The 21,562-nt window shown below is 63.2% G+C and carries 16 protein-coding genes and 1 tRNA gene; 8 read left to right on the top strand and 9 right to left on the bottom strand.

From position 1 onward, the window contains the following. The first annotated feature begins 13 nt into the window (after positions 1-13). On the top strand, positions 14-613 hold the full coding sequence (locus T281_RS00370; RefSeq protein WP_037232432.1) for a gamma-glutamylcyclotransferase family protein: 600 nt from the start codon (positions 14-16) through the stop codon (positions 611-613). A gap of 18 nt (positions 614-631) precedes the next feature. Here the strand turns inward: T281_RS00370 and T281_RS00365 are convergent, their stop codons facing one another. Both T281_RS00365 and T281_RS17240 read right to left on the bottom strand, forming a co-directional pair. Beyond that, the gene (locus tag T281_RS00365; RefSeq protein ID WP_037232429.1) at positions 632-1,168 is read right to left on the bottom strand and encodes a LabA-like NYN domain-containing protein; all 537 of its coding nucleotides are present in this window, start codon (positions 1,166-1,168) and stop codon (positions 632-634) included. 173 nt (positions 1,169-1,341) lie between these two features. Beyond that, positions 1,342-1,920: a Spy/CpxP family protein refolding chaperone gene (locus T281_RS17240; RefSeq protein ID WP_052036859.1), complete on the bottom strand. Its 579-nt coding sequence runs from the start codon at positions 1,918-1,920 to the stop codon at positions 1,342-1,344. Positions 1,921-2,160: 240 nt separating this feature from the next. Between T281_RS17240 and T281_RS00355 the strand changes: the two genes are divergently transcribed. From T281_RS00355 to T281_RS17235, 3 genes are all read left to right on the top strand, one after another. Then, positions 2,161-3,801, top strand: a complete 1,641-nt coding sequence (locus T281_RS00355) for an alpha-D-glucose phosphate-specific phosphoglucomutase (RefSeq protein WP_037232426.1) — start codon at positions 2,161-2,163, stop codon at positions 3,799-3,801. 158 nt (positions 3,802-3,959) lie between these two features. Further along, positions 3,960-4,694, top strand: coding sequence for a response regulator (locus T281_RS00350; protein WP_013419050.1), 735 nt, complete (start codon positions 3,960-3,962; stop codon positions 4,692-4,694). A gap of 4 nt (positions 4,695-4,698) precedes the next feature. Continuing rightward, on the top strand, positions 4,699-6,156 hold the full coding sequence (locus T281_RS17235; RefSeq protein WP_052036858.1) for a sensor histidine kinase: 1,458 nt from the start codon (positions 4,699-4,701) through the stop codon (positions 6,154-6,156). Positions 6,157-6,202: 46 nt separating this feature from the next. Here the strand turns inward: T281_RS17235 and parC are convergent, their stop codons facing one another. The 6 genes from parC to T281_RS00315 all read right to left on the bottom strand — a co-directional run bounded on the left by parC (position 6,203) and on the right by T281_RS00315 (position 14,307). Further along, on the bottom strand, positions 6,203-8,455 hold the full coding sequence (parC, locus tag T281_RS00340; RefSeq protein ID WP_037232421.1) for a DNA topoisomerase IV subunit A: 2,253 nt from the start codon (positions 8,453-8,455) through the stop codon (positions 6,203-6,205). A gap of 380 nt (positions 8,456-8,835) precedes the next feature. Next, positions 8,836-8,912, bottom strand: a tRNA-Arg gene (locus T281_RS00335). 421 nt (positions 8,913-9,333) lie between these two features. Next, a complete protein-coding gene (locus tag T281_RS00330; protein ID WP_052036857.1) occupies positions 9,334-10,371 on the bottom strand; it encodes an ABC transporter ATP-binding protein in 1,038 nt (345 codons plus the stop codon). After that, positions 10,368-11,996, bottom strand: a complete 1,629-nt coding sequence (locus tag T281_RS00325; protein WP_245269114.1) for an ABC transporter permease — start codon at positions 11,994-11,996, stop codon at positions 10,368-10,370. Before T281_RS00325 ends, T281_RS00330 begins: the two co-directional genes overlap by 4 nt. A 58-nt stretch (positions 11,997-12,054) precedes the next feature. Further along, positions 12,055-13,050, bottom strand: coding sequence for an iron ABC transporter substrate-binding protein (locus T281_RS00320; protein WP_037232417.1), 996 nt, complete (start codon positions 13,048-13,050; stop codon positions 12,055-12,057). 300 nt (positions 13,051-13,350) lie between these two features. Next, positions 13,351-14,307: a TauD/TfdA family dioxygenase gene (locus T281_RS00315; protein WP_052036856.1), complete on the bottom strand. Its 957-nt coding sequence runs from the start codon at positions 14,305-14,307 to the stop codon at positions 13,351-13,353. A 231-nt stretch (positions 14,308-14,538) separates the two neighbouring features. Here T281_RS00315 and T281_RS00310 point away from each other — a divergent pair, with 231 nt between their 5' ends. Both T281_RS00310 and T281_RS00305 read left to right on the top strand, forming a co-directional pair. Then, entirely contained in the window at positions 14,539-16,428 is a 1,890-nt protein-coding gene (locus tag T281_RS00310) for an OPT family oligopeptide transporter (RefSeq protein WP_037232414.1), read from the top strand. Positions 16,429-16,494: 66 nt separating this feature from the next. After that, entirely contained in the window at positions 16,495-17,793 is a 1,299-nt protein-coding gene (locus tag T281_RS00305) for an ATP-grasp domain-containing protein (RefSeq protein WP_037232411.1), read from the top strand. Between the two features lie 16 nt (positions 17,794-17,809). On the opposite strand, the gene T281_RS00300 is transcribed toward T281_RS00305, so the two are convergent. Continuing rightward, entirely contained in the window at positions 17,810-18,787 is a 978-nt protein-coding gene (locus T281_RS00300) for a hypothetical protein (RefSeq protein ID WP_037232408.1), read from the bottom strand. A 239-nt stretch (positions 18,788-19,026) separates the two neighbouring features. Here T281_RS00300 and T281_RS00295 point away from each other — a divergent pair, with 239 nt between their 5' ends. Together T281_RS00295 and lexA are read left to right on the top strand one after the other, a co-directional pair. After that, positions 19,027-20,505 (top strand): DHA2 family efflux MFS transporter permease subunit, encoded by a 1,479-nt coding sequence (locus T281_RS00295; protein ID WP_037232406.1) that lies wholly within the window; start codon positions 19,027-19,029, stop codon positions 20,503-20,505. 204 nt (positions 20,506-20,709) lie between these two features. After that, on the top strand, positions 20,710-21,426 hold the full coding sequence (lexA, locus tag T281_RS00290; protein ID WP_037232399.1) for a transcriptional repressor LexA: 717 nt from the start codon (positions 20,710-20,712) through the stop codon (positions 21,424-21,426). Positions 21,427-21,562: the final 136 nt, after the last annotated feature.

Here is a 21,562-nt window from a genome sequence, read left to right as displayed (position 1 = left end):
AGGAGAGAATGACATGACATCGTCCGTAACCCTTCTATCGGCAAGGCCCCCGTCTTCCTCGAAGCACGCCAAACCCTCGCCGCGAAGAGTGCCCGTCCTCGCGTTTATCTATGGCGCTGCCATGAACCCCGCCTGGCTCGCCGAGCGCGGCATCCGCGCGGAGCCGGTAACGCTGGCGCGCCTGCCCGACCACAGGCTGTCGTTCCACGGCTATACGCAGGTTTGGGACGGTGCCGAAGAAGCCGCCTTGCCCGCGCCGGGGCAGGCACTTTGGGGCGTGATCTACAAGGTTTCGGGGCTGGACGTAGACCGACTCGACGCCGCTCAGGGCGTTCGCCTCAACGGCACCGGCACCTACTTTCACTATCCCGTCGAAGTCATCGACGCGGAAGGGGCGGTTCATACCGCCGTCATGTATCGCAAGGCAGCGCTGCGCGACGAGCGCCCGCCGAGCACGGAATATCTCGCCTATGTCGTGGAAGGCGCGAAGGCCTACGGGCTGCCCGCCGATTACGTCGAAGCCGTGAGAGCGATTGCTTCGGTGCCGGCCGCCTATCCCGTGCCGCTGAAGGCGAACTCCGGCGCGCAAACCGCCGAGTCGGACTGCTGCTGAGCGAGCAACTGGTGAAGGCTACGCTGCGGGCGCGCGTCCAATCATGGGCGCAAGGTCCGCGAGGTCGATGAACTGATCTGCCATGCGGCGAAGGTCGTCGGCGACGATGGGCGGCTGCGTGCGGATCGTGGATACGACGGTCACACGCCGCCCCTTCCGCTGCAAGGCCGACACGAGACCGCAGAAATCGCCAAGGCCCGAAAACAGCACAATATGGTCGAGCGAGTTCGCGAGACTCAACGCGTCGACCGCAAGTTCGATGTCCATGCCGCTCTTGATCTTGCGTCGGCCGTTCGCATCCACGTAGTCCTTCGCGGGCTTCGTGATGACGGTGTAGCCGTTATACTGAAGCCAGTCCGAGACGCCGCGCAGCGGCGAGGTAGCGAAATCGTCGGCGATCGGGAGATAGTAGTTTACGCGAATGAGTTGGCCCGAGTTGCGGAACAGCCGCAGTAACGAGCCGTAATCGATCATGAAACCGAGCGTTCTCGCCGCTGCAAACAGATTCGGCCCGTCGAGAAATAGCCCGAGGCGTTCGTTCCGGTAAAATTGCATCTTCGAAAAAGGTCCACATCCAAGGTTGGAGGAGATGGGAAAAGGGAGGCGCGGCGGCCTTCCCTCCTCCGGAGCGGCGCCAGTTCAACAAACGTGCTGCGCCGCTCCATACCATTGATTTTATTGATCCTATCGCCGATCAAATTCATTCATTCGCGCCAGGATCGATCTCCTCACGAGCGATGCTCGTGCGGCGGAGGGGGCGGCGGAAAGCGCAGCCGGGCTTCCGCATCGGCGAGCTTCGTCAATTGCTCCGGCGTGAGCTTGGCGCGAAGGGCCTCGACGGACTTGACGAGCGCTTCGGCGGCCTTTGCGCGCTGGCTCGCGGACTCGGCGAGGCGCAGCGCCAGTTCAAACGGCTTCGCCTTTTCAGGCGCGTCACCGGGAACCGGAGGTTTCGGCGGCTGCGGCGGCTGGGCGACCGCGAGGAACGCATCGGTGAAATCGCGCCAGGCGTCGATCTGGTTCGCGCGGATGCCGATCTCGGTTTCGAGCGTGGAAAGCACCTGCGCGAGCGGGGGCCGGGGTGGATGGCGGAAGCCGTCGCGGGAGTACGGCGGAGCGTCGCCGCGAGGTCCGCCCGGACCGGCGGCTTCGCCCGGTCCACCGAAGCCGCCCGGCAACGGAGGCTGAGCGGCGAACGCCGGGTTCGGAAGCGGCGGGCGATCCGGCGTCTGCGCGGAAGCCGAAGATGCGATGCACGGGACCAGAAGCGCTGCAACAAGCGCGCCCCGCGAGAGTGAGCAAACCATCGAATATACTCCTTGTTCGATAGCCGGAGCTTACGGTTCGCGAGGCCGATTTCGATGATCGCGAGGCGACGAAGTGTAACGCTCGGTTACATGATTACCTGTTCGCCCGTGCAATCCGGACATTGATGGAAGCGGAATATCCCCCTTGCTTCACCGGCGCCCATCACGCGTCATGATCCCGGCTGGCAAAAGATGGCGGCGCGGGTTATGCCAATTCCAACCAACGCCTGCGGAGCTCCCATGAAAATCCAGCGTATCGCGACCACCCCGATCGAGGGCATGAAACCCGGCACGAGCGGGCTGCGCAAAAGGGTGACCGAGTTTGCCCAAGGGCATTACCTCGCGAACTTCGTTCAATCGGTGTTCAACGCGGTGCGGCCGCCCGAGGGCTTCGGCGACGTAACGCTGGTGGTCGGCGGCGACGGGCGCTATTTCAACGCGGAAGCGATCCAGACGGTCATTCGCATCGCGGCGGCAAACGGCGTCGGGCGCTTGCTGGTCGGCGCGGGCGGCATTCTTTCGACGCCTGCTGCCTCGTGCGTCATTCGCAAGCACAAGGCGTTCGGCGGGCTGATCCTGTCGGCCAGCCACAACCCCGGCGGACCCGACGGCGACTTCGGCATCAAGTTCAACGCCGCGAACGGCGGCCCCGCGCCGGAAAAGATCACCGACGCAATCTATGCCGAAACGCTGGCGATCAAGGAAATCCTGACGCTCGACACCCCCGATATCGACCTGAACCAGATCGGCAGCCACCACCTCGGCGATACGCGGGTCGAGGTGATCGATCCCGTCGCGGATTACGTTGAGCTGATGCGCGAGCTTTTCGACTTTCCGGCTCTGCGTGCAAAGTTCGCATCGGGCCTGACATTTGCGTTCGATGCGATGCACGCGGTAACCGGCCCCTACGCCCACGCCATCTTCGAGCGCGAGCTTGGCGCGCCCGCCGGAACCGTACGCAACGGCACACCGCTCCCCGACTTCGGCGGCCATCACCCAGACCCGAATCTGGTGCATGCCAAGGAACTGCTCGATCTGATGATGAGCGCCGACGCGCCCGATCTCGGCGCGGCTTCGGATGGCGACGGCGACCGCAACCTCATCATCGGGCGCGGCATTTTCATCTCGCCCTCGGATTCGCTCGCGATGCTGGCGGCGAATGCCCATCTCGCGCCGGCTTATCGCAACGGCATCGCGGGCGTGGCTCGCTCGATGCCAACGAGCGGCGCCGTTGATCGCGTCGCCGACAAGCTCGGCGTGCCCTGCTACGAGACACCGACCGGCTGGAAGTTCTTCGGCAACCTGCTCGACGCGGGACGCATCACGATTTGCGGCGAGGAAAGCGCAGGCACCGGCAGCAACCATGTGCGCGAGAAGGACGGCATCTGGGCGGTGCTGCTGTGGCTGAGCATCCTGGCGGCGCGTGGCCAGAGCGCGGCCGAAATCGCGAAGGAACATTGGGCGACATACGGGCGCAATTATTACACTCGCCACGACTATGAGGGAGTGGATACGTCAGCGGCGCAGGGGCTGATGAGTGCGCTTGAGGCGCGGCTGAGCGGCCTCGTCGGCACCACCGTGGGCGGCCGCCGGGTCGCGATGGCCGATAACTTCAGCTACACGGACCCGGTGGACGGCAGCGTTTCGAAGAATCAGGGGCTGCGCATCGTTTTCGAAGACGGGTCGCGGATCGTCTACCGCTTGTCGGGGACGGGCACGACGGGCTCGACGCTGCGTGTGTACATCGAGCGCTACGAAGCCGATCCCGCTCGCCTGGCGCAAGAGACACAGGAGGCGCTGGCGGACCTGATCGCAACGGCCGATGAACTGGCCGGGATACGCGAGCGTACCGGGCGCGCGCAGCCGGATGTGATTACCTGAGGTATACTGCGAACGCCTCCACATATGACTTACGCCGCGACGGTACGGCAGTGGATCGGCGCGAGACGACGGCATGTAACGCTCGTTTACACGCAGAGGGTGGCGTGGCGAGCGTTGCCCCTTTATAGGTGCGCAAGTCCGGTAAGCGGGAGATTACCTTGGCTTCGACACCTCATATTCTCGTTGTGGATGACGACAGGCGCATCAGGACCAGCCTGAAGCGCTTTCTCACCGACAACGGCATGCGTGTTACGGAAGTCGCCGACGGCGTTGCCATGTTCGCCGCTGTCGAGGCGGGGCGGTTCGATCTGATCGTGCTCGACGTTATGATGCCGGGCGAGGACGGGCTTTCGCTCTGCCGCAGACTTCGCGGGACGAGCAAGATCCCGGTCGTACTGCTCACCGCCATGTCGGGCGAGACGGATCGCATCATCGGCCTCGAAATCGGCGCGGACGACTATGTGTGCAAGCCGTTCAGTCCGCGCGAGCTTCTCGCCCGCATCCGCGCCGTGCTGAGGCGAACCGGCGACGCCGCGTCCGAAACGAGGGTGGCGGGCCTCACCTATGTCTTCGAGAACTGGCGGCTCGACGTGGTGCGCCGGACGCTGCGCAATCCCGAGGGCGCGCTCGTGGACCTGACCGCGGGCGAGCACGATCTGCTGCTCGCCTTCCTCGAACGGCCGCAGCACGTTCTCACGCGCGACCAGCTTCTCGACCTCGCGCGCGGCCGTGTGGCGTCGCCCTTCGATCGCAGCATCGACGTGCAGGTGTCGAGGCTGCGCCGCAAGATCGAGGCCGACCCGCAGACGCCCGAACTTATCAAGACGGTGCGCAGCGGCGGCTACATCTTCTGCGCGCCGGTTGCGGTCGAAGACACAAGACAATCGGCGTGACGGAATGAGACTGCCGAGCCTTCGCCCGCGTTTCAGCCTCGGCACGCGCATCGCCATCACGACGCTGATCGCGCTTCTCGCGGTGCAGGCGCTGAACTCGGCCGTCTTTTTCCTGATGCCGCGCCCGCACGTAACGGTCTACAGCGCGCGCTGGCTCATCGCCGAAGTGACCGAAACGACGCGCGCCGTCTTCGCCGTTCCCGAGGCGGAGCGGGAGACCGCCGCAAGAGAACTCGCAACCCGCACCGGCCTCGACATCCGCTGGCACCCGCGCGGAATGACCCCGCCGCCCCTTCCGCATGACCTTCCCTTTACCGGACGCCGCTCTCTCCATGAAAGGCTTCGTGCGACCCTTGCCAGCGAGCTCAGCGGATCGGGCACCGGCGTCATCATCACGAGCCGAGGGCCGCCGTCATTTCCGAGGCTAGAGCCGGGCGAAACGCGCTTCGTCCCGCCGGAGTTCATGAAGGCGATGCGGACCGGCCCCCTCGAACCCGGGGAGGGCGATTTTCCGCTGTTCGGCGATTTCGAGATCGTCATGCAAGGCATTAACGGCGACACGCTCACGATCGGGCCGAACCGCCCGCCGCGATTCGCGCCCTTCTTCGATCCGAGGATGGCGAGTATCCTGTGTGCCATCCTGCTTGTGGTGATTCTGTCCGCGATAACGTCGCGCCGTGTCCTCGCGCCGCTCAGCCGACTCGTGGATGCCGCCCAGCGTCTCGGCCGCACGCGCGACCCGGTTCCAATCGACATGACCAATCTGAACGAGTTCACCGTCGTCGCCGAGGCGCTGAACGACATGCAGGACCGCATCAAGCGTTTCATCGACGAACGAACGCAGATGCTTGCCGCGATTTCGCATGACCTGCGCTCCTCGCTCACCGGCCTTCGCCTGGACGCCGAGCGGCTGCCGGACGGCGAGACCAAGGACGATCTCATCGCCGCCATGGAGGAGATGGAGCGGATGATTTCGGCGACGCTCACCTTCGCGGGCGACGACCTCAAGGGCGAGCGCGCCGAACGCGTGGACCTCGCGGCGATGCTCATCAGCCTGTGCGATACGTTCTCCGACCGCAGCCGCCCCGCTGAGTATGAGGGACCGGACCACGCGTTTCTCATCTGCCAGCCGACCGCGATGAAACGCGTCTTCGCAAACCTGATCGACAATGCGGTGAAGTACGGCAGCCGCGCGGAGGTTTTTCTGGCGGCGAAGGAGGAGGGCGTCGAGGTGACGGTGGCCGATCACGGGCCGGGTATTCCGCCGGGCAAGACGGAGATCGCCTTCCAGCCGTTCCGCCGCCTCGAAGATTCCCGCTGCCCCGAGACGGGCGGCGTCGGCCTCGGCCTCGCCATCGCGCGCGACATCGTGCGAGCCCATGGCGGCGAAATCGCGCTGGCGAACAGGCCGGAAGGCGGCCTCAGGGTGCGGGTGTGGCTCCCTGCCGCCAGCGCGTCATAGGCCGACCGACCTACCGGAGAGCGCCGAAAACGCCTTGCGATGACGATCAGGCGGTTTCGAACCCCGTCAGCCCGAAGCGGCCCGATTTCGGCCAGCCCTTCGGTACGGCCGAGCCAGCCGCAGCGCGCGCGCCCTTGAACTCGTCCAGTTCGGTCATGGTGCGAACACGCCCTGATGTATCGCCGAGCTTGAGGCCCGTCGCCGCGTCGAACACCTGCACATCGGCGAGGCCGCCATCCTTGTATTTCTGGAGGCGAACGCCGCGACCGCGCGTCATCTCGTTCAACTCGGCGAGCGGGAACACGAGCAACCGGCGGTTCTCGCCGACCACGGCCACCGCATCCCCTTCGGCCGGGCGGCACAGTACCGCGCGTTCTCCGTCACCGAGGTTCAGCACCTGCTTGCCCTTGCGCGTCTGCGCGACGACCTCGTCCTCGGTCACAACGAAGCCGTTGCCCACACTCGACGCCACAACGAGCTTGCGGCCCGGCCTGTGCACGAAGGCTTCGAGCAGTTCGTCCGCCTCGTCCAGATCGATCATGAGACGCACCGGCTCGCCCTGCCCGCGCCCGCCAGGAAGCTCGCTCGCTTCGAGCGTGTAGAATTTCCCGTTGGTGGCGAACAGCACGATCTTGTCCGTCGTCTGCGCCTTGATCGCGACCTTCAGCACATCGTCCGTCTTGAAGGTAAGCTTGGCGAGATCGCCGTCATGGCCCTTCAGCGCGCGGATCCAGCCTTTCTCCGACAGCACAACCGTCACCGGCTCCTTGTCGATCAGCGCTTCCTCGACGGCCACGTCGATGTCCGGCAGCGCAGCAGTGGTGGTCTTCCGCTTGCCGAGCGGCGTTGACTTGCCGAACTGCTTCTTGATGCCCTTGATCTCGGCTGAAATCCGGTCCCATTGCATCTCGTCGGAGCCCAGAAGCTCGACCAGCCCTTCGCGCTCCGTCGTGAGGCGATCGTTCTCGGCGCGGATTTCGATCTCTTCGAGCTTGCGCAAGCTGCGCAGCCGCATGTTGAGGATCGCCTCGGCCTGCACGTCGGTCAGCGCGAAACGCGCGATCAGCGCCTGCTTCGGCTCGTCCTCGTTACGGATGATGCGGATCACTTCGTCGAGGTTCAGATAGGCGATGAGCAGGCCGCCCAGCACTTCGAGCCGGTGATCGATTTCGCGCAACCGATGCTCGGAGCGGCGGCGCAGCACGACGCGGCGATGGTCGAGCCACTCCTGAAGCACCTGCGCGAGGCCCAGCACCTGAGGCACCTGCCCCTTCGAAAGCACCGTCATGTTGAGCGGGATGCGCGCCTCAAGCTCGGTCTGGCGGAAAAGCTGCTCCATGAGCAGCGCCGCGTCCACGTTGCGCGATTTCGGCTCGATGACGATGCGGATGTCCTCGGCGCTTTCGTCGTCGATGTCGCCGAGCAGCGGCAGCTTCTTCGCCTGGAGAAGATCCGCCATCTTCTCGATGAGGCGCGACTTCTGCACGCCATAAGGGATCTCGGTGACGATGATCTGATAGCCGCCGCGCCCCGTATCCTCGGTGTGCCAGCGCGCGCGCAGCCGGAACGAGCCGCGCCCCGTGCGGTAGGCTTCGACGAGGCCCGCCGTGTCGTCCACGAGCACGCCGCCGGTCGGGAAGTCCGGCCCCGGCAGATAGGTGAGCAGCGTTTCGACGCTCGCCTTCGGGTGCTTGATGAGATAGAGGGCCGCGTCGCAAACCTCGTCGGCGTTGTGCGGTGGGATCGACGTCGCCATGCCGACCGCGATGCCCGACGAACCGTTCGCGAGCAGGTTCGGGAAGGCGGCGGGCAGCACCACCGGCTCTTCTTCCTCGCCGTCGTAAGTCTCGCGGAAATCGACGGTGTCCTCGTCGATCCCATCGAGCAGCGCCGCCGCGATGGCCGTCATGCGCGCTTCGGTGTAACGCATCGCGGCCGCGTTATCGCCGTCGATATTGCCGAAATTGCCCTGCCCGTCCACCAGCGGATAGCGCTGCGAGAAGCTTTGCGCGAGGCGCACCAGCGCGTCGTACACCGATTGGTCGCCGTGCGGATGATATTTACCGATCACGTCGCCGACGACGCGCGCGCATTTCTTGAAGCCGCCCGCCGGGTCGAGCTTCAACTGTCGCATCGCGAACAGCAGGCGGCGGTGCACCGGCTTCAGCCCGTCGCGTACGTCGGGGAGCGCACGGTGCATGATCGTGGAGAGCGCGTAGGCGAGGTAGCGCTCTTCGAGCGCGTCCTTCAGCCGGATCGGCTCGATGGGGGTACCTTCGAGGGCTAATTTATCAACCATGCCAAGACCTCTAGGATACCGACGACATCATCTCAAGCCATCTTTCATCAGGTCCCCATCAATGTTCGTGTCGAGTCGTGACGGCCACGTCGCACCCGTTTTCGGCCACGCTCATGGCGGTTCAACGTTTTCCAAGCGCTCGCAATTACGAGCGCGAACATCTTGTTCAGATCGAAAAGGGCGATGGTGGTCAATTGCGACCTCCGATGAAAGAGGCGCGATCAAGGAAGGTGCGGCGCTGCCGTTAGGCCACTTCCTTGCGGTCGCCGCCATTCGTTAACGAGGATGCACGGGGTTGCAAAGGCTCCTGCTCTGATGTCCCCGGTGATGTCTCCGGCTTCCGTAAGTCTTTTTCGGTTTCGCCTTAGCCCTTGATTTTATGGCGTCCCCGACAGGATTCGAACCTGTGACCCCCAGATTAGGAATCTGGTGCTCTATCCTGCTGAGCTACGAGGACCGCAGCCTCATTAGAGCGCGGTTCGACAAAAGGTCAAGAGGGCTTCGGCTAGGGGCCATAAGTGCGAGAGATATTGCTTAGAAATATATCATAGGCGTATGTCTCGCCGCTTTGTCTCGACTGCCGAGAACTCCTGAATGCGTTCGCCAGCGTCTCGATCTTATGAGACCGAAGCCGCCCGGAGAACAAAGCCAAGTTGGGGGATCGTCGCCAGCAACGACCAGATCCTCACCCCGACCTCGAACGCTGGTATTACACTCGGGCCAAAAGCCGTACGACCGAGATCGGGGCGCCAGTCACTCGGTTTATGAATCCCATCCGAACGAGTTTGCCGCAGTAATCACGGAGGCGGCACGAAGCCTTCACAGCGTCGCATGCTCCAAAGGCCACCCGGAGCGCGCGACTAACCTCAGACTCCTTCTCACCCCTTCAGCACAACGGCGGACGCACGCGCCGCGACGCTCACGCATTGCCCCGGCTGGACGTCGAGCGATGCGGGCATCAGCACCTCAAACGTCGCCTCTCCGACACGCACGAAAGCCGAGGCGTCATGCCCCTTGAACACGAGGCTCGCGACGATGGCCGGAACGCCATCGCTGCCCTCGGGCGCAATGCCGATCGCTTCGGGACGCAGCGACAGCTGCACGGGTCCGCTCGCGGGTCGGTCGAGGCTAACGCGCCCGATTGGCGTTTCGGCACTCGCCCCGTCCGCGATGCCATCGAGAAAATTGGTCGAGCCGAGAAACCCCGCGACAAAGGCATTCGCCGGACGGAAATACAGGTCTTTCGGCAGGCCGGTTTGCTCCACGCCGCCATCCCGCAGCACGCTTATGCGGTCGGCGAAGGACAGTGCCTCCTCGCGGTCGTGGGTGACGAACAGGATGCCGAGACCGCTCGCCTTCAGGATGTCGCGGATCTCGCGCCGAGTCGTCTCGCGCAAGGAGGCGTCGAGATTGGAAAACGGCTCATCGAGCAGGATGGCGCGCGGCCCCGCAGCGAAGGTGCGCGCGAGCGCGACGCGCTGCTGCTGCCCGCCCGACAATTCGTCCGGATAGCGACTTTCTAGCCCGTCGAGGCGGACCATGCGCAGGAGCGGCGCTGTCCCGGCCGCGCGGCGGGCATCGTCCGCGTATTTCAGCGCGAACGCCACGTTTTGCGCCACCGTCAGATGCGGAAACAGCGCGTAATCCTGAAAGACGATGCCGATCCCGCGCGCCTCGGGCTTGAGCGTGTCGATGCGGCGCTCGCCAAGATGAACGGCGCCTTCGTCCGCACCCTCGAACCCGGCGACGATGCGCAGAAGTGTGGACTTGCCGCAGCCCGAAGGGCCGATCAGCGCATGGATCTCGCCTTCGCGAAGATCGAGTGAGACGTCGCGAAGCGCGGCTACGTCGCCGAAGCGCTTTGAAACGCCATCGATGCGCAGGAAGGGCGCTGCGGTGTTCGTGATGTCGGTCACGGGCGATCCCTTTCGGAACGGAGCATCAGCGCGACGGATATCGCGGAAAAGGCGATCATGAGCGCGGCATAGGGCGCGGCCTCGTAGAGCATGCCCTCATGCGTGCGGCTGAAGACGTTCATCGCCATGGTGGTGAAGCCGGAGGGCGCGAGAAGAAGCGTTATCGGCAGCTCTTTCGCTACCATTATGAAGACGAAGATCGCGCCAGCCAGTACACTTCGCGAGAGCGCCGGAAGCGTCACGGAGCGGAAGGCGGCTGGCGCGGAATAGCCGAACGAACGCGCGCTTTCCTCGACGCGCGGGCCGATCTGCAGGAGGCGGACGCGGACGGGACCGACAGCCAGCGCCGCCGAGTGCAGCGCCAGCGCGATGACGAGGATCGCAAGCGTCTGGTAGAGGGCGGGCACGACCGCCAGCGTGAAGAACACTGTCGCGAGCGCAAAGGGGAGCGCGGGCACGGCATAGCCGAAATACGTCATGCGCTCGATGCCGTAGGTCAGCCGCGAGGGCCATCGGGTTGCGACCAGCGCCACCGGCACCGCGATGGCGACGGCGAGCGCTGCGGCGGGCAGCGCGACCGAAAGCGTGCCGAGCACCGTGGCCGGCACCTTGGCCCAATCCACATCGGCGGGAGCACGCGAAAGCCAGAAGGCGATGACGAGCGCGGGCACGCCGAGCGACGCGAGGTGAACGAGCGCTGCGAAACCAAGCGCCGGCCAGCGCCATCGCCCGAGCGCCACGACGGGGATGCTCCGGCGCGTTCCTGTGCCCGTCCGCGCGAGACGCCGCCCGCGGTTCAACGCGCCTTCGAGCACGAGAAAGGCGGCGGCAATTGCGAGCAGCATCAGCGCGAGCCACGCGGCGTAATTCACCTCGAAGGCATTGGCGTATTGGCTGAAGATCGCGGACGAGAGCACATCGTAGCGCATAAGGGCAATCGCGCCGTAATCGCCAAGCGTATAGAGCGCGACGACGAGCCAGGCCGACAGCAGGGCCGGGCGCAGATGCGGCAGCGTCACCGACAGGAAGGCCGCGCGCGACGAGCGGCCGAGGCTGCGCGCGCTTTCCTCCAGCGCCGGATCGAGGCCGAGGAGCGCCGCGCGCATGTTGAGGAAGACGTAAGGGAAGGTGTAGAGCGAAAGCGCCAGCGCTGCGCCGAACAGCCCTTCCGGGCGCGGAAGGCGCAGGCCGAAGAACGCGTTGAGCGGCCCGTAATAGCCGGACAGCCCGATCAACGCGTAGGCCATCACATAGCCGGGAATGGCAAGCGGCAGCGTGGCGAGGATGGTGATCGCGCGTTTCGCCGGAATGTCAGTCCGCGTGACGAGGAGCGCAAGCGGCAGTGCAATCGCCGTCGTAAGCGCGAGCACCGAGCCGACGAGCGCCAGCGTGTTGAGCGTGACCTCCAGCGTGAACGGACGCAGCACGATGGCGGCGAGTTCGGTGCGCTCCGTGGCGCTGGCCCGAACGACGAGATAGACGAGCGGGATGAGCATCATGCCGCCCGCAACGATGGCGGGCAGCATGAGGAACAGCGGCGGTTTTCGCCCTGTCGCGCGGCGACGGCCGAAAACCTCGATCCATGGTGCCGGACGCTCGGCGGCGGCTTGCTGTTGCGCTGTCATCTCGCCTGTGCGCGGGGGCTGCGCGTCCCGCCTGCCGTTTCGGTCCGAAGCTTCATCGTTACAGGAGGCCAAGCTCGGTCAGGAGTTTCTTGGTGGCGCTGACGTCGCCGAGCTTTTCGAGCGGAACCTTGGGCGCGTAGTCGGTCGGCGTCGCGAGGGGGCCGGTCAGGGTCGGGTTCGGGATGACGCCCTTGATGACCGGATATTCGCCGATGGCGCTTGCGAAGTGCTGCTGCACGGCGGGGCTCAGGAAGAAGTCCAGCAGCTTCGCCGCGTCTTCCTTGTTCTTGCTGGTCTCGACGATGCCTGCGCCCGATACGAACAGCAGATTGCCGATATCGCCCTTGTCGAAGAAGGTCTGCGCCACCGGCACCTTGGCATCGCGGGCGACGAAGCGCGTCAGGTAATAGGAGTTGACGAGGCCAGCATCGATTTCGCCGTCGGCGATGGCTTGTACGATGGCGACGTTGTTCGCGTAGGTCTTCGCGCCATTATCGACGAGCCCCTTGACGAACGCCTTGGCCTTTTCCTCGCCTTCCTGAACGCGTAGCGCCGTCAGGAACGCCTGAAAGCTGGCATTCTTGGGCGAATAGCCGACCTTGCCCTTCCACTCGGGTTTCGTCAGGTCGAACACGGATTTCGGAAGCTGGTCGGCTTTGACGCGCTCCTTCGAGTAGGCGAGCGTGCGCGCGCGGCCAGACGTGGCAAGCCACTTCGGATCGTTGCTGCGGAACTGAGGCAGCACGGTTTCGGAGAGAGCCTTCGGTGCATCTGCGAAAAGCGGGCGGTTTTCGATCAGCGCGCCGGCGTCCTGCGCAAGGAACACGTCGGCGGGCGATTTCGCGCCTTCTTCCTTCAGAAGCGCGGACAATTCGGCCGTGGAGCCGTAACGCGCCTTGATCTTGATCCCCGTCTGCTCCTCGAAGATCTTGAAGATCGGGCCAGCGAAGCTTTCGCCGCGACCGGAATAAACGGTCAATTCCTGCGCTTGCGCCGCGATTGCCGAAATAATCGTTGCGATTGAAAGCGCGCCGGCAAAAATAGTTTTTCTCATGGTGGCTTCCCGTGTCATTGCCTCTAAATGCGTCTTGCATTTAAGGTAAACAGGGATGACCAGCAAGTCTTTATAACTCAAGAATAATATAGAAATAGAATAATTCTAAACCACTCGTGGCGGCATCAATGTGGAGATTGCACTCAAGATATACTTCGCCGAGCATCGTCTCGAAACGCGAGCCGCCTCGCCAAACTTTGTGGTAAATCGGGCGTGAGCGTGGCGTTTTTATCGCGTTTGTGTGGCCAAGACCGGACATTGCTCCCGGCTTATCCCGCGATACCGACCGCGGCGCTGCGATCAGCGCTGGTGATCCATTGCTATGGCGACGAGCACCAGCCGGTCCCCGGTGAACGAAGCCCGCCCGTGAAGCGCGATGCGATTATCGACGAGCAACACATCGCCGCGACGCCACGCAAACTCGCGAAGCTCGGCCAAAATCGTGGATCTGATTTCGTCGACCATCCAGGGGGCGATTTCTTCCCCGTCTTCGAACCGGCAATATTGGGGGAACTCCTCCGCCGCGCGATCCGCGCCTGTTCGTCCGCCGCCGAATTCGCTCGTGCTGCGATACCATGTGTCGGCCGGGCAGAACAAAGCCTCGGCCCCCGTCACGGGATGCACCTTGATCGGGCTGACCGTCTCCTCGACATGGAGCGTGCCGTCCGGCTTCCAGCGGAAGCGCGCACCGATGGACGTCAGCAAGGCTTCCACCTCTGCGCGATCCTCCGTCTCATAAGCCGCCATCCATGACTTGCCGGCCCCAACGCCCCCGTGCAGGTTCTGGATGTAGGTGATCCGCCGCGTTCGGAGTTCATCCTTGAGGCGGGTGCTCAGCCTTTGCCAGACGCGCCTGCCATCCGCGAGAGGCGTCGCCCCGCCCGTGGCTGCTACGGTCACACTGCAAAAGAGCACCAGATCGGGGTGCGCAGCCGAGTAGGATTTTTCATTGTGGGCGGCGAGCGTCCGGTCTGCGGGCATCTCCGTGGAGTTGTAGACGCCGTCGCCAAGTTGCCGCCGCCGCGCGACGCCGCCCCGGTAATCCAGGAGAGGCCCGGCCATGCGGGTGGTGGCCGCTCCAAACGCAGCCCCATCGACGATATCGAACCCGCGAAACAGGATCGCGCCGTGCTTGTAGAGCGCCGCTCGAAGGGATGGCTCGTTCGCGGCGAAGTAGTCGGCAAGCGGCGTCGGCGAAGGCATCTCTTCCGCCGAAACTCTATATGGCAGTGCATCGCCAAGGTTGTCGTGGCCCATCTCTTTTACATCCGATTGCGGGCGGAAATCTGCGCGAGGGCAGCAGGTCACGGAACTGCACCGCTCATGCATCGACCTTCGCGCGCGTTTCCTCTCACTGCACCACAAAAGCTTCAAAATCGTTCTTACAGGCGCGCAGTAATTAAGCTCGTTCGCACAGCTGAATTGCGTTGATCCACTGCGAAACCTTTCATGCGTATTGTGGGTTAAGCTGCCGCGCGCGATGGGACCATGGATCATTCGTTAGACCCACCTGACATACCCGAGCGGATTACGCGGCCCGACAGGTCGCCGCTTCGCGCAATTACATGGCAGTCCGTCATCGGCGCCGCCCTGATCTCGTCGCTCGTCGCGGGCGCCTATCCCTATATCGTCCTCAAGCTTGGCTTCGGTCCGAACGCGAGCGTCGTTTCCGCCTTTCTCGGCGCGATGTTCCTCAACGTTACGGCCTACAGCACGCGGGGACAAAACCGCTTCCTCAACAACGTCATCCAGACCGCCGGGACGAGCGCGGCTTCCACCGCGTTCATGTGCGTTGTCGCGGCTGCATTCGGCTATCTCGACCTGAACGACACCGTCGAGATGCATCTCAAGATCGCCCCGTGGCCGATGTTCCTGTGGCTCACCTGCTCGGGCATTATCGGCGTCGTCTTCACCGTGATTTTCCGCAGGCACATTCTGGACGACCCGAGAATGGTCTTTGCGAGCGGCGTAGCGGCGGCGGAAACTATTGAGGTTCTCGACTCCCATCCGAGCGAGGCGCGGCACAAGATGCGCGCGCTCGGACTGACGGCGGTGGCTTCCGCAGGCGTGGTCTTGTTGCGCGAAGGGCTCGGCTGGCTGCCGACGCTTTACCTCGCGAAGCCCTATCGCCTGGGCTTCGAATGGAGTTTCCTCAACGTCGGCAGCGGATTGCTCGTCGGGATTAATGTCGGCCTCTCCATGCTGCTCGGCACCCTCGTGACGGGATACATCGTCGGCCCGTGGGTCATCGGGTCGGGGATCGGGGACGACATCGTCCGGGGCCAGATCGCGCCCGAATATTGGGACAGATGTCAGGCCCTCGTCGCGCTCGTCAAACCCGCGCCCGATCAGGCCCTTTTCATCTCGCAGCATTGCGGGCTCATGCAGAACATGCACGCCCAGAAGTATTTTCCGATTGTCGTCTTCTGGGTGATGTGGCCCGCGACCGCGCTCATGGTCACGGCAACCTTCACGACGCTGTTCATGAAATGGCGGTCGATCGCGGAAATTTTCCAGGATCTCCACATCGAGCGGGGTTTCAGGGAGAAGGACATACCGCTGCGAGCCGTCGCTATCAGCGCCGTGTGCCTGACAATCCTGCTCGCCGTGATCCAGCACGCGTTCTTCCAGATGTCGTATCTCCAGACCTTCGTCGCGGTGCTGGCGTCGTTACCGCTGATGCTCATAGGCATGCGCGTGCAGGGAGAGACCAACATCGGTCCCGTCTCGGCGATGGCGAACGCCCTTCAGGCGCTGTTCGCGGTCTTCTGGCCGACGCATATCAGCTCTAACCTGATCGCGGCGGGCATCGCCGGAAACATCACCTCGCAATCCGAAGGGATGATCCAGGATTACAGGACCGGCAGGATCATCGGATCATCGCCGCAAATTCTCACCTATGTGCAGATTGCGACCGTCCCCATCGGCGCGGCCGCCGTCGCGATAATGTATCCCATCCTCATTGAGAAATATGGCCTTGGCGGCGATGGCCTCGTTGCGCCCACGGGGCTCAAGATCGCGAACATGGCGGTTCTGCTTTCCAAGGGCATCGAAGCACTGCCGGAATATGCGCTGCTGGCGACCATTATCGCCGGGATTGCGGGGATCGTCGTCAGCGTCATCAGGGAACTGTCCGACAGGGCATGGGTCGGCTGGATACCGAGCGTGACGGGGTTCGGCTTCGCGCTCATCCTTCCGGGCGAATTGAACATACCCATTGCGCTTGGCGGCGTCGCGGGCTTCGTCTGGAGGCGCTTCCACCGGCAAACCTACGACCGGTATGCGATCACCGTCGCCTCGGGAATGATCGCGGGCGAGGCGCTGCTCGGCGGGCTGCTCATCCCGCTGCTGGCGGCCGTCGGCGTTCACATAAGGTGAGACTATCGAAATCGAAGGAACTTTCGCGCATCTTACGCCCTTCGAAGCTGACGCAGAGAGCGGAACATGGCTGTGGATGTGGCCCTGATACTTGGCTACGACGCACTTGGCGAGGTTGTCCCCGCGATCCAGGCGGCCAAGGCAGCGGCTCTGATACCGATCGTTGTCCTGAACCGGAGCGGTGCCGATTACAGCAACTGGCTGCCCGAGGCGCTGATCCTGCGGTCGGGCAACGTGAACCGCGATCACCGCGCGCTGGTCGACGAAATCCGCCGCATGGGGCGCGTCCTCGGCGGCGGGCGCATCCGCGTCAGAGCCATCCTCAACGGGCAGGACCGTATGTGGCTCTGCTACCTCGATCTTCGGCGAGCGTTTCCCTCAGCCGCCGGGGTTCCGCCCTCGCTCATCGTGAAGACGTCGGTGAAGCCGAACTTGCGGTTTCTCCTGAGGAATACGGAGCATCACGTTCCCTACGTCCTCCTGCCGCGCCGATACATCGAACGGCCAGGCAGATTTCCGCCGTTGCGCGCTTTGGCCGAGCGGAGCGGCCGCCTGATCGTAAAGCCCGTCGTGGGCTCGGGCGGATTCGGCGTGACTCATGTCGAGAACGACGATGCGTTTGAGCGCAATCTTGGGAGCGCCGCCGAGAAAGCGCTGGCCTTGCAGCGCGGCATGTTTGGGGACACGGTCGCCGCGCCCTTTCTGGAATTCGCCTGCCGTCGCCCGGTGAACGACTTCGTGCTTGTCGAGGCCTACATCGAAGGCACGGAAGAGAGCATGGAGGGCTTTGCCACTTCGCACGGCGGCATCGAGTATTTCGTGGCGCAGCGGAAGACGAGGAGGGTGGAGGAGCCGGTTTTCCGCGACCTCGAATATCTCGTCTGCAACAATCATCCTAATGAAAAGGCCATAGAGTGCGTTACGTCGCTCCTTCACGTTCTGGAATTCGAGAATTCGCCCTTTCATATCGAACTGAAGGGATCGGCCAGAATGAAGCCGGTCGAGTTCAATCCGAGGGTTGGCGGCGGCTCGATTGCGGACCTTGTCGCTTCGATTCACGCGGTCAATCTGCATGAGCTTGGCATCAAGGCCGTGCTCGACAAGGTCCGTGTCGACCGCAGCTTCGTTACCGTCGTGGTGCAGCCGGAAAGGTCGGGCAGGGTGAGACGCTACCGCGGGATCGACAAGGTGCAGCAACAGACCGACTGCGTTTTCGTCAGGAAGCTCGTGCCCGAGGGGGGCGAAATCGATCGGATGGACCGCGAAGCCTATCTCGTCGAGTTTTGCGTGTCGGGGAAGACCTGCGCCGCCGCTCAACGCAGAGCTAACGAATTGTTGGGTTGGATCGGCGTCGAAATCGTATAGTGCGCGGCGTCCCCGGTCACAGTTCGACCCAATGCCATGCGCCGATCTCGATCCGACCGGCCCGAAGCGCGGCCTTGAGTGACCACGGATTTTTTGCCGCAATCGTCCCGATGATGACCGCATCCGGCTCCGCCTGCGCGACGGCCTCGGCGAAGAGCTGATGGACCGCCGGGCCGAGCCTTTGCCCGCGCACGTCCCCGGCCAGCACGATCTCCACCATGAAGACGCCACGGATGCCGACGAGCGTCCGCCACTTCGCGGCAACGACGCCTGCCCATTTGCCATCGACGAAGATTTCGAAAAGGAAGCCGTGCCGGAGGCAATAGGCGAGGCTGCTCTCGGTCTCCGTTCGCACCTCGCCGCGCAAGCCGGGGCGCTCGACATAGGTTGCTTCGTAGACGGCCTTGTAACGCGGGTAGAACGCGAGGCCGTTGCTTCGTTTCAGGATGACGCGCTCGGAACCAACGGCCTTCGGCATCCCGGCGATTTCTCGGGCGGGCGCGGCAAGGAGGTGATCGTCGATGCCCGCAGTTTCCGCGATGAGAGGGAGGTGGGACGGATGAAAGAAGAGAACCGCCCTCGGCTCGAACGCGGCAAAGCGATGGAGAAGCCGCCGCTTCAGGCGTGACCAGTCCGAGATCGTACCCGGCGGAATGGTCGAGCGGAAAAGGCAGATGAACGGGCGCCCCTGCGCCCCGTTTTGCACATCAAGGGTTGCAATCAGCCGATGGCCTTCGAACTCGATAAGACGGCTCACGTTTCGCGGCGGCAAGTGAAAGGCGCGCGAAGCCCGCGCCACCCGCGCACCGCCTTCGTCCACGAGCGCGCGGATCGCCTCGCGTTGGGCCTCACGCAACTCCGCTTCGGTGGCGACCGCTCCCCAGCTGCGGATCAGGGGATGAACCTGCGCCAGCGATGCGTCGATGAACAGCCGGTCGAGCTTTTCGATCCGGGCCTCATCGCGGTCGAGAACGAGTGACGAGTCGATGTGCATCTGAACCCTTTGCTCGGGTGCCGGAAGGCCAACGTTGCAGCTTTCCAATCGATCGATTCTAATCGGAGCCCCTTCACCATGAATAAAAGCACGCATCAAAATTCGCATCACAATATTGTTTGGATATATATAAGGACATTGGCAATATTGCTTCTCGTTAAAGCTTAGCTTGGAAACTTTACTCTACGGCCTGCCTATGATCTCTTAATCCGGCTTTGCCAGCAAGAACAGCCAGGCCTATGGACGAACAGGTAAGAACTCGTCGATCCGACGCGAGTGGCACATACCCAGAGCCGCCATCCGACGCCGTCAAGCGGCTGCTGCCGTGGCTGGTCGCTGTCGCGTATTTCATGGAATCGCTCGACACGACCATCCTCAACACGGCCGTGCCGGTGATCGCGAAAGCGATGGACGTGCCCCCGCTCAGCATGAAAGCCGTGCTGGCGAGTTACACGCTCAGCCTGGCGATTTTCATCCCGATCAGCGGTTGGATGGCGGACCGTTTCGGGACGCGCCGCGTGTTCGCGGGCGCAATCGGGCTGTTCACATTGGCGTCATTGCTCGCCGGGCTGTCGCAAAACATGTACATGCTCATCGCCTGCCGGATCCTTCAGGGGTGCGGCGGCGCGATGATGGTGCCCGTGGGTCGGCTCACCCTCGTGCGGACGTTCGATCGAACCGAGTTCATCCGCATCCTGAGCCTCGTCACCATCCCCGGCTGGATCGGCCCGGTCATCGGCCCGACGGTGGGCGGCTTCATGGTCGCTCACCTGCACTGGAGCTTCATATTTTTTGTGAATGTGCCGATCGGCATCATCGGCCTTATCCTTGTCGCCCGTTATCTGCCCGATTATCGCGAAGAGAAAAGGCCACCCGACATCCTTGGATTTGTGCTTTTCGGGGCGGGCGTCGCCTTAATGTCCTACGTGCTAGAGATCTTCGGCGAGCATATTCTGACGCCATCGCAAAGCATCGCGCTTCTGGTAATCTCCATCGCCCTCATCCTCGCCTACGGATATCACTCGCTGCGGACGCGGTGGCCGCTGCTTGAGCTTGGCCTGTTCCGCATCCGCACGTTCCGCATCTCCGTCAGCGGCAGCTTCTTCACCCGCCTTGGTGTCGGCGGCGTGCCCTTCCTCCTGCCGCTCCTCTATCAGATCCCCCTGGGCTTCACGCCGATGCAGTCGGGGCTGCTCATCATGCCCCAGGCTATCGGCGGCATTCTTGCGAAGCTTGCGCTGTCCCGCATTCTCGACCGCCTCGGCTATCGCAACATGCTCACGTCGAACACCATCATTCTGGGCGCGCTCCTGATGCTGTTCGCAACCGTGGGGCCATACACGCCCGTCTGGCTCATCGTGTTGCAGGCCTCCCTCTATGGCGCGTTCAGCTCGTTGCAGTATACGACCATGAACAGCATGGCCTATGCCGATATGGACCCGCACAAGACAAGCAGCGCGGGCTCGATTGCAAGCACCGCTCAGGAACTATCCATCAGTTTCGGCATAGCGGCGGCAGGACTTATAACGGCGTTCTTCATTCCCGAACATGCGCCTTCGCATGCAAAGGCGATGATGGGCTTCGGTCTTCACGAAGCCTTCATCGTCCTCGGGATCATGACGATATTATCGACCTTCATCTTCGGCGGATTGAAAAGAGAAGACGGGGAAGGCGTCGTCCACCGCAGTCAGGTGCGCATGAATCGTGGCTATCGCTGATCGTTCCGCTTCGCGCAAAGGCATCATTCTTCCAGAAATTTGCGGCATGGCGGGCGAATTAGCCATTGGGAAATCTCGGGAGGCTACAGATTCCCTTCTGTGCAGGGCGGGTTGCAAAAGTACCCTTTTCCCTTGCGGAACTTAATGAGAACGATTATTGGTGTTCTTGGTTTGTACAAGTCCTTCGCCACAACCGGGCCGCCCATGCTGACACCCAAGCAAAAGCAACTCCTTCTCTATATCAACGAGCGCATTGAAGCGACCGGCGTTCCTCCGTCGTTCGACGAAATGAAGGAGGCGCTGCACCTCAAATCCAAGTCCGGCATCCATCGCCTAATCATGGCGCTGGAAGAGCGCGGCTTCATCCGACGGCTTCCGCACCGCGCTCGCGCGCTTGAGGTGATGAAGATGCCGGAGCGCCGCGTCGGGTTCGAACCCGACCGAAGGCGAGGCTTCATGCCAACCGTGATCGAAGGGGCACGCCGCTCGTCTTTCGAAGAGGCACCGCAGGCTCCTTTCATCCGCGACCGTGACGATGGCGGCATTTCGGTGCCCGTGATGGGCCGCATCGCGGCGGGCGTGCCCCGCTCGGCCATCGAGGACCACAGCCACGTTCTCGTCATGCCGCCCGAATACCTCTCGACGGGCGATCATTTCGCGCTTGAAGTGCGCGGCGATTCGATGATCGAGGCCGGGATTCAAGAGGGCGATACCGTCGTTTTGAAAAAGACGGCGGCTGCCGAGAGCGGGGATATCGTGGTCGCGCTCATCGACGACGAGGAGGCCACGCTGAAGCGGCTTCGCAAGCGCGGACAATCGATTGCTCTCGAACCTGCCAACCCGGCTTACGAGACACGGATTTTCGGTCCAGACCGCGTGAAAATCCAGGGCAAGCTGGTCGCGCTCCTGCGACGATTTTAAGTCGCCATCGCGTCGAGTCATGGCTGATATGACGACAACGCGGAAGCGGGACACGCGTGCACGAAGCGCTATAGTACGTACTTAGTCGGAGGACTATTGCAGCGGGCTAAGAAATGCTTTTGGCCCCTCACCAAAC

It is taken from the genome of Rhodomicrobium udaipurense JA643 (assembly GCF_000636015.1).
Taxonomy (GTDB): Bacteria; Pseudomonadota; Alphaproteobacteria; order Rhizobiales; family Rhodomicrobiaceae; genus Rhodomicrobium; species Rhodomicrobium udaipurense.
Note: the sequence above shows the minus strand (reverse complement) of the source record. Positions and strands in the feature narration are given on the sequence as shown.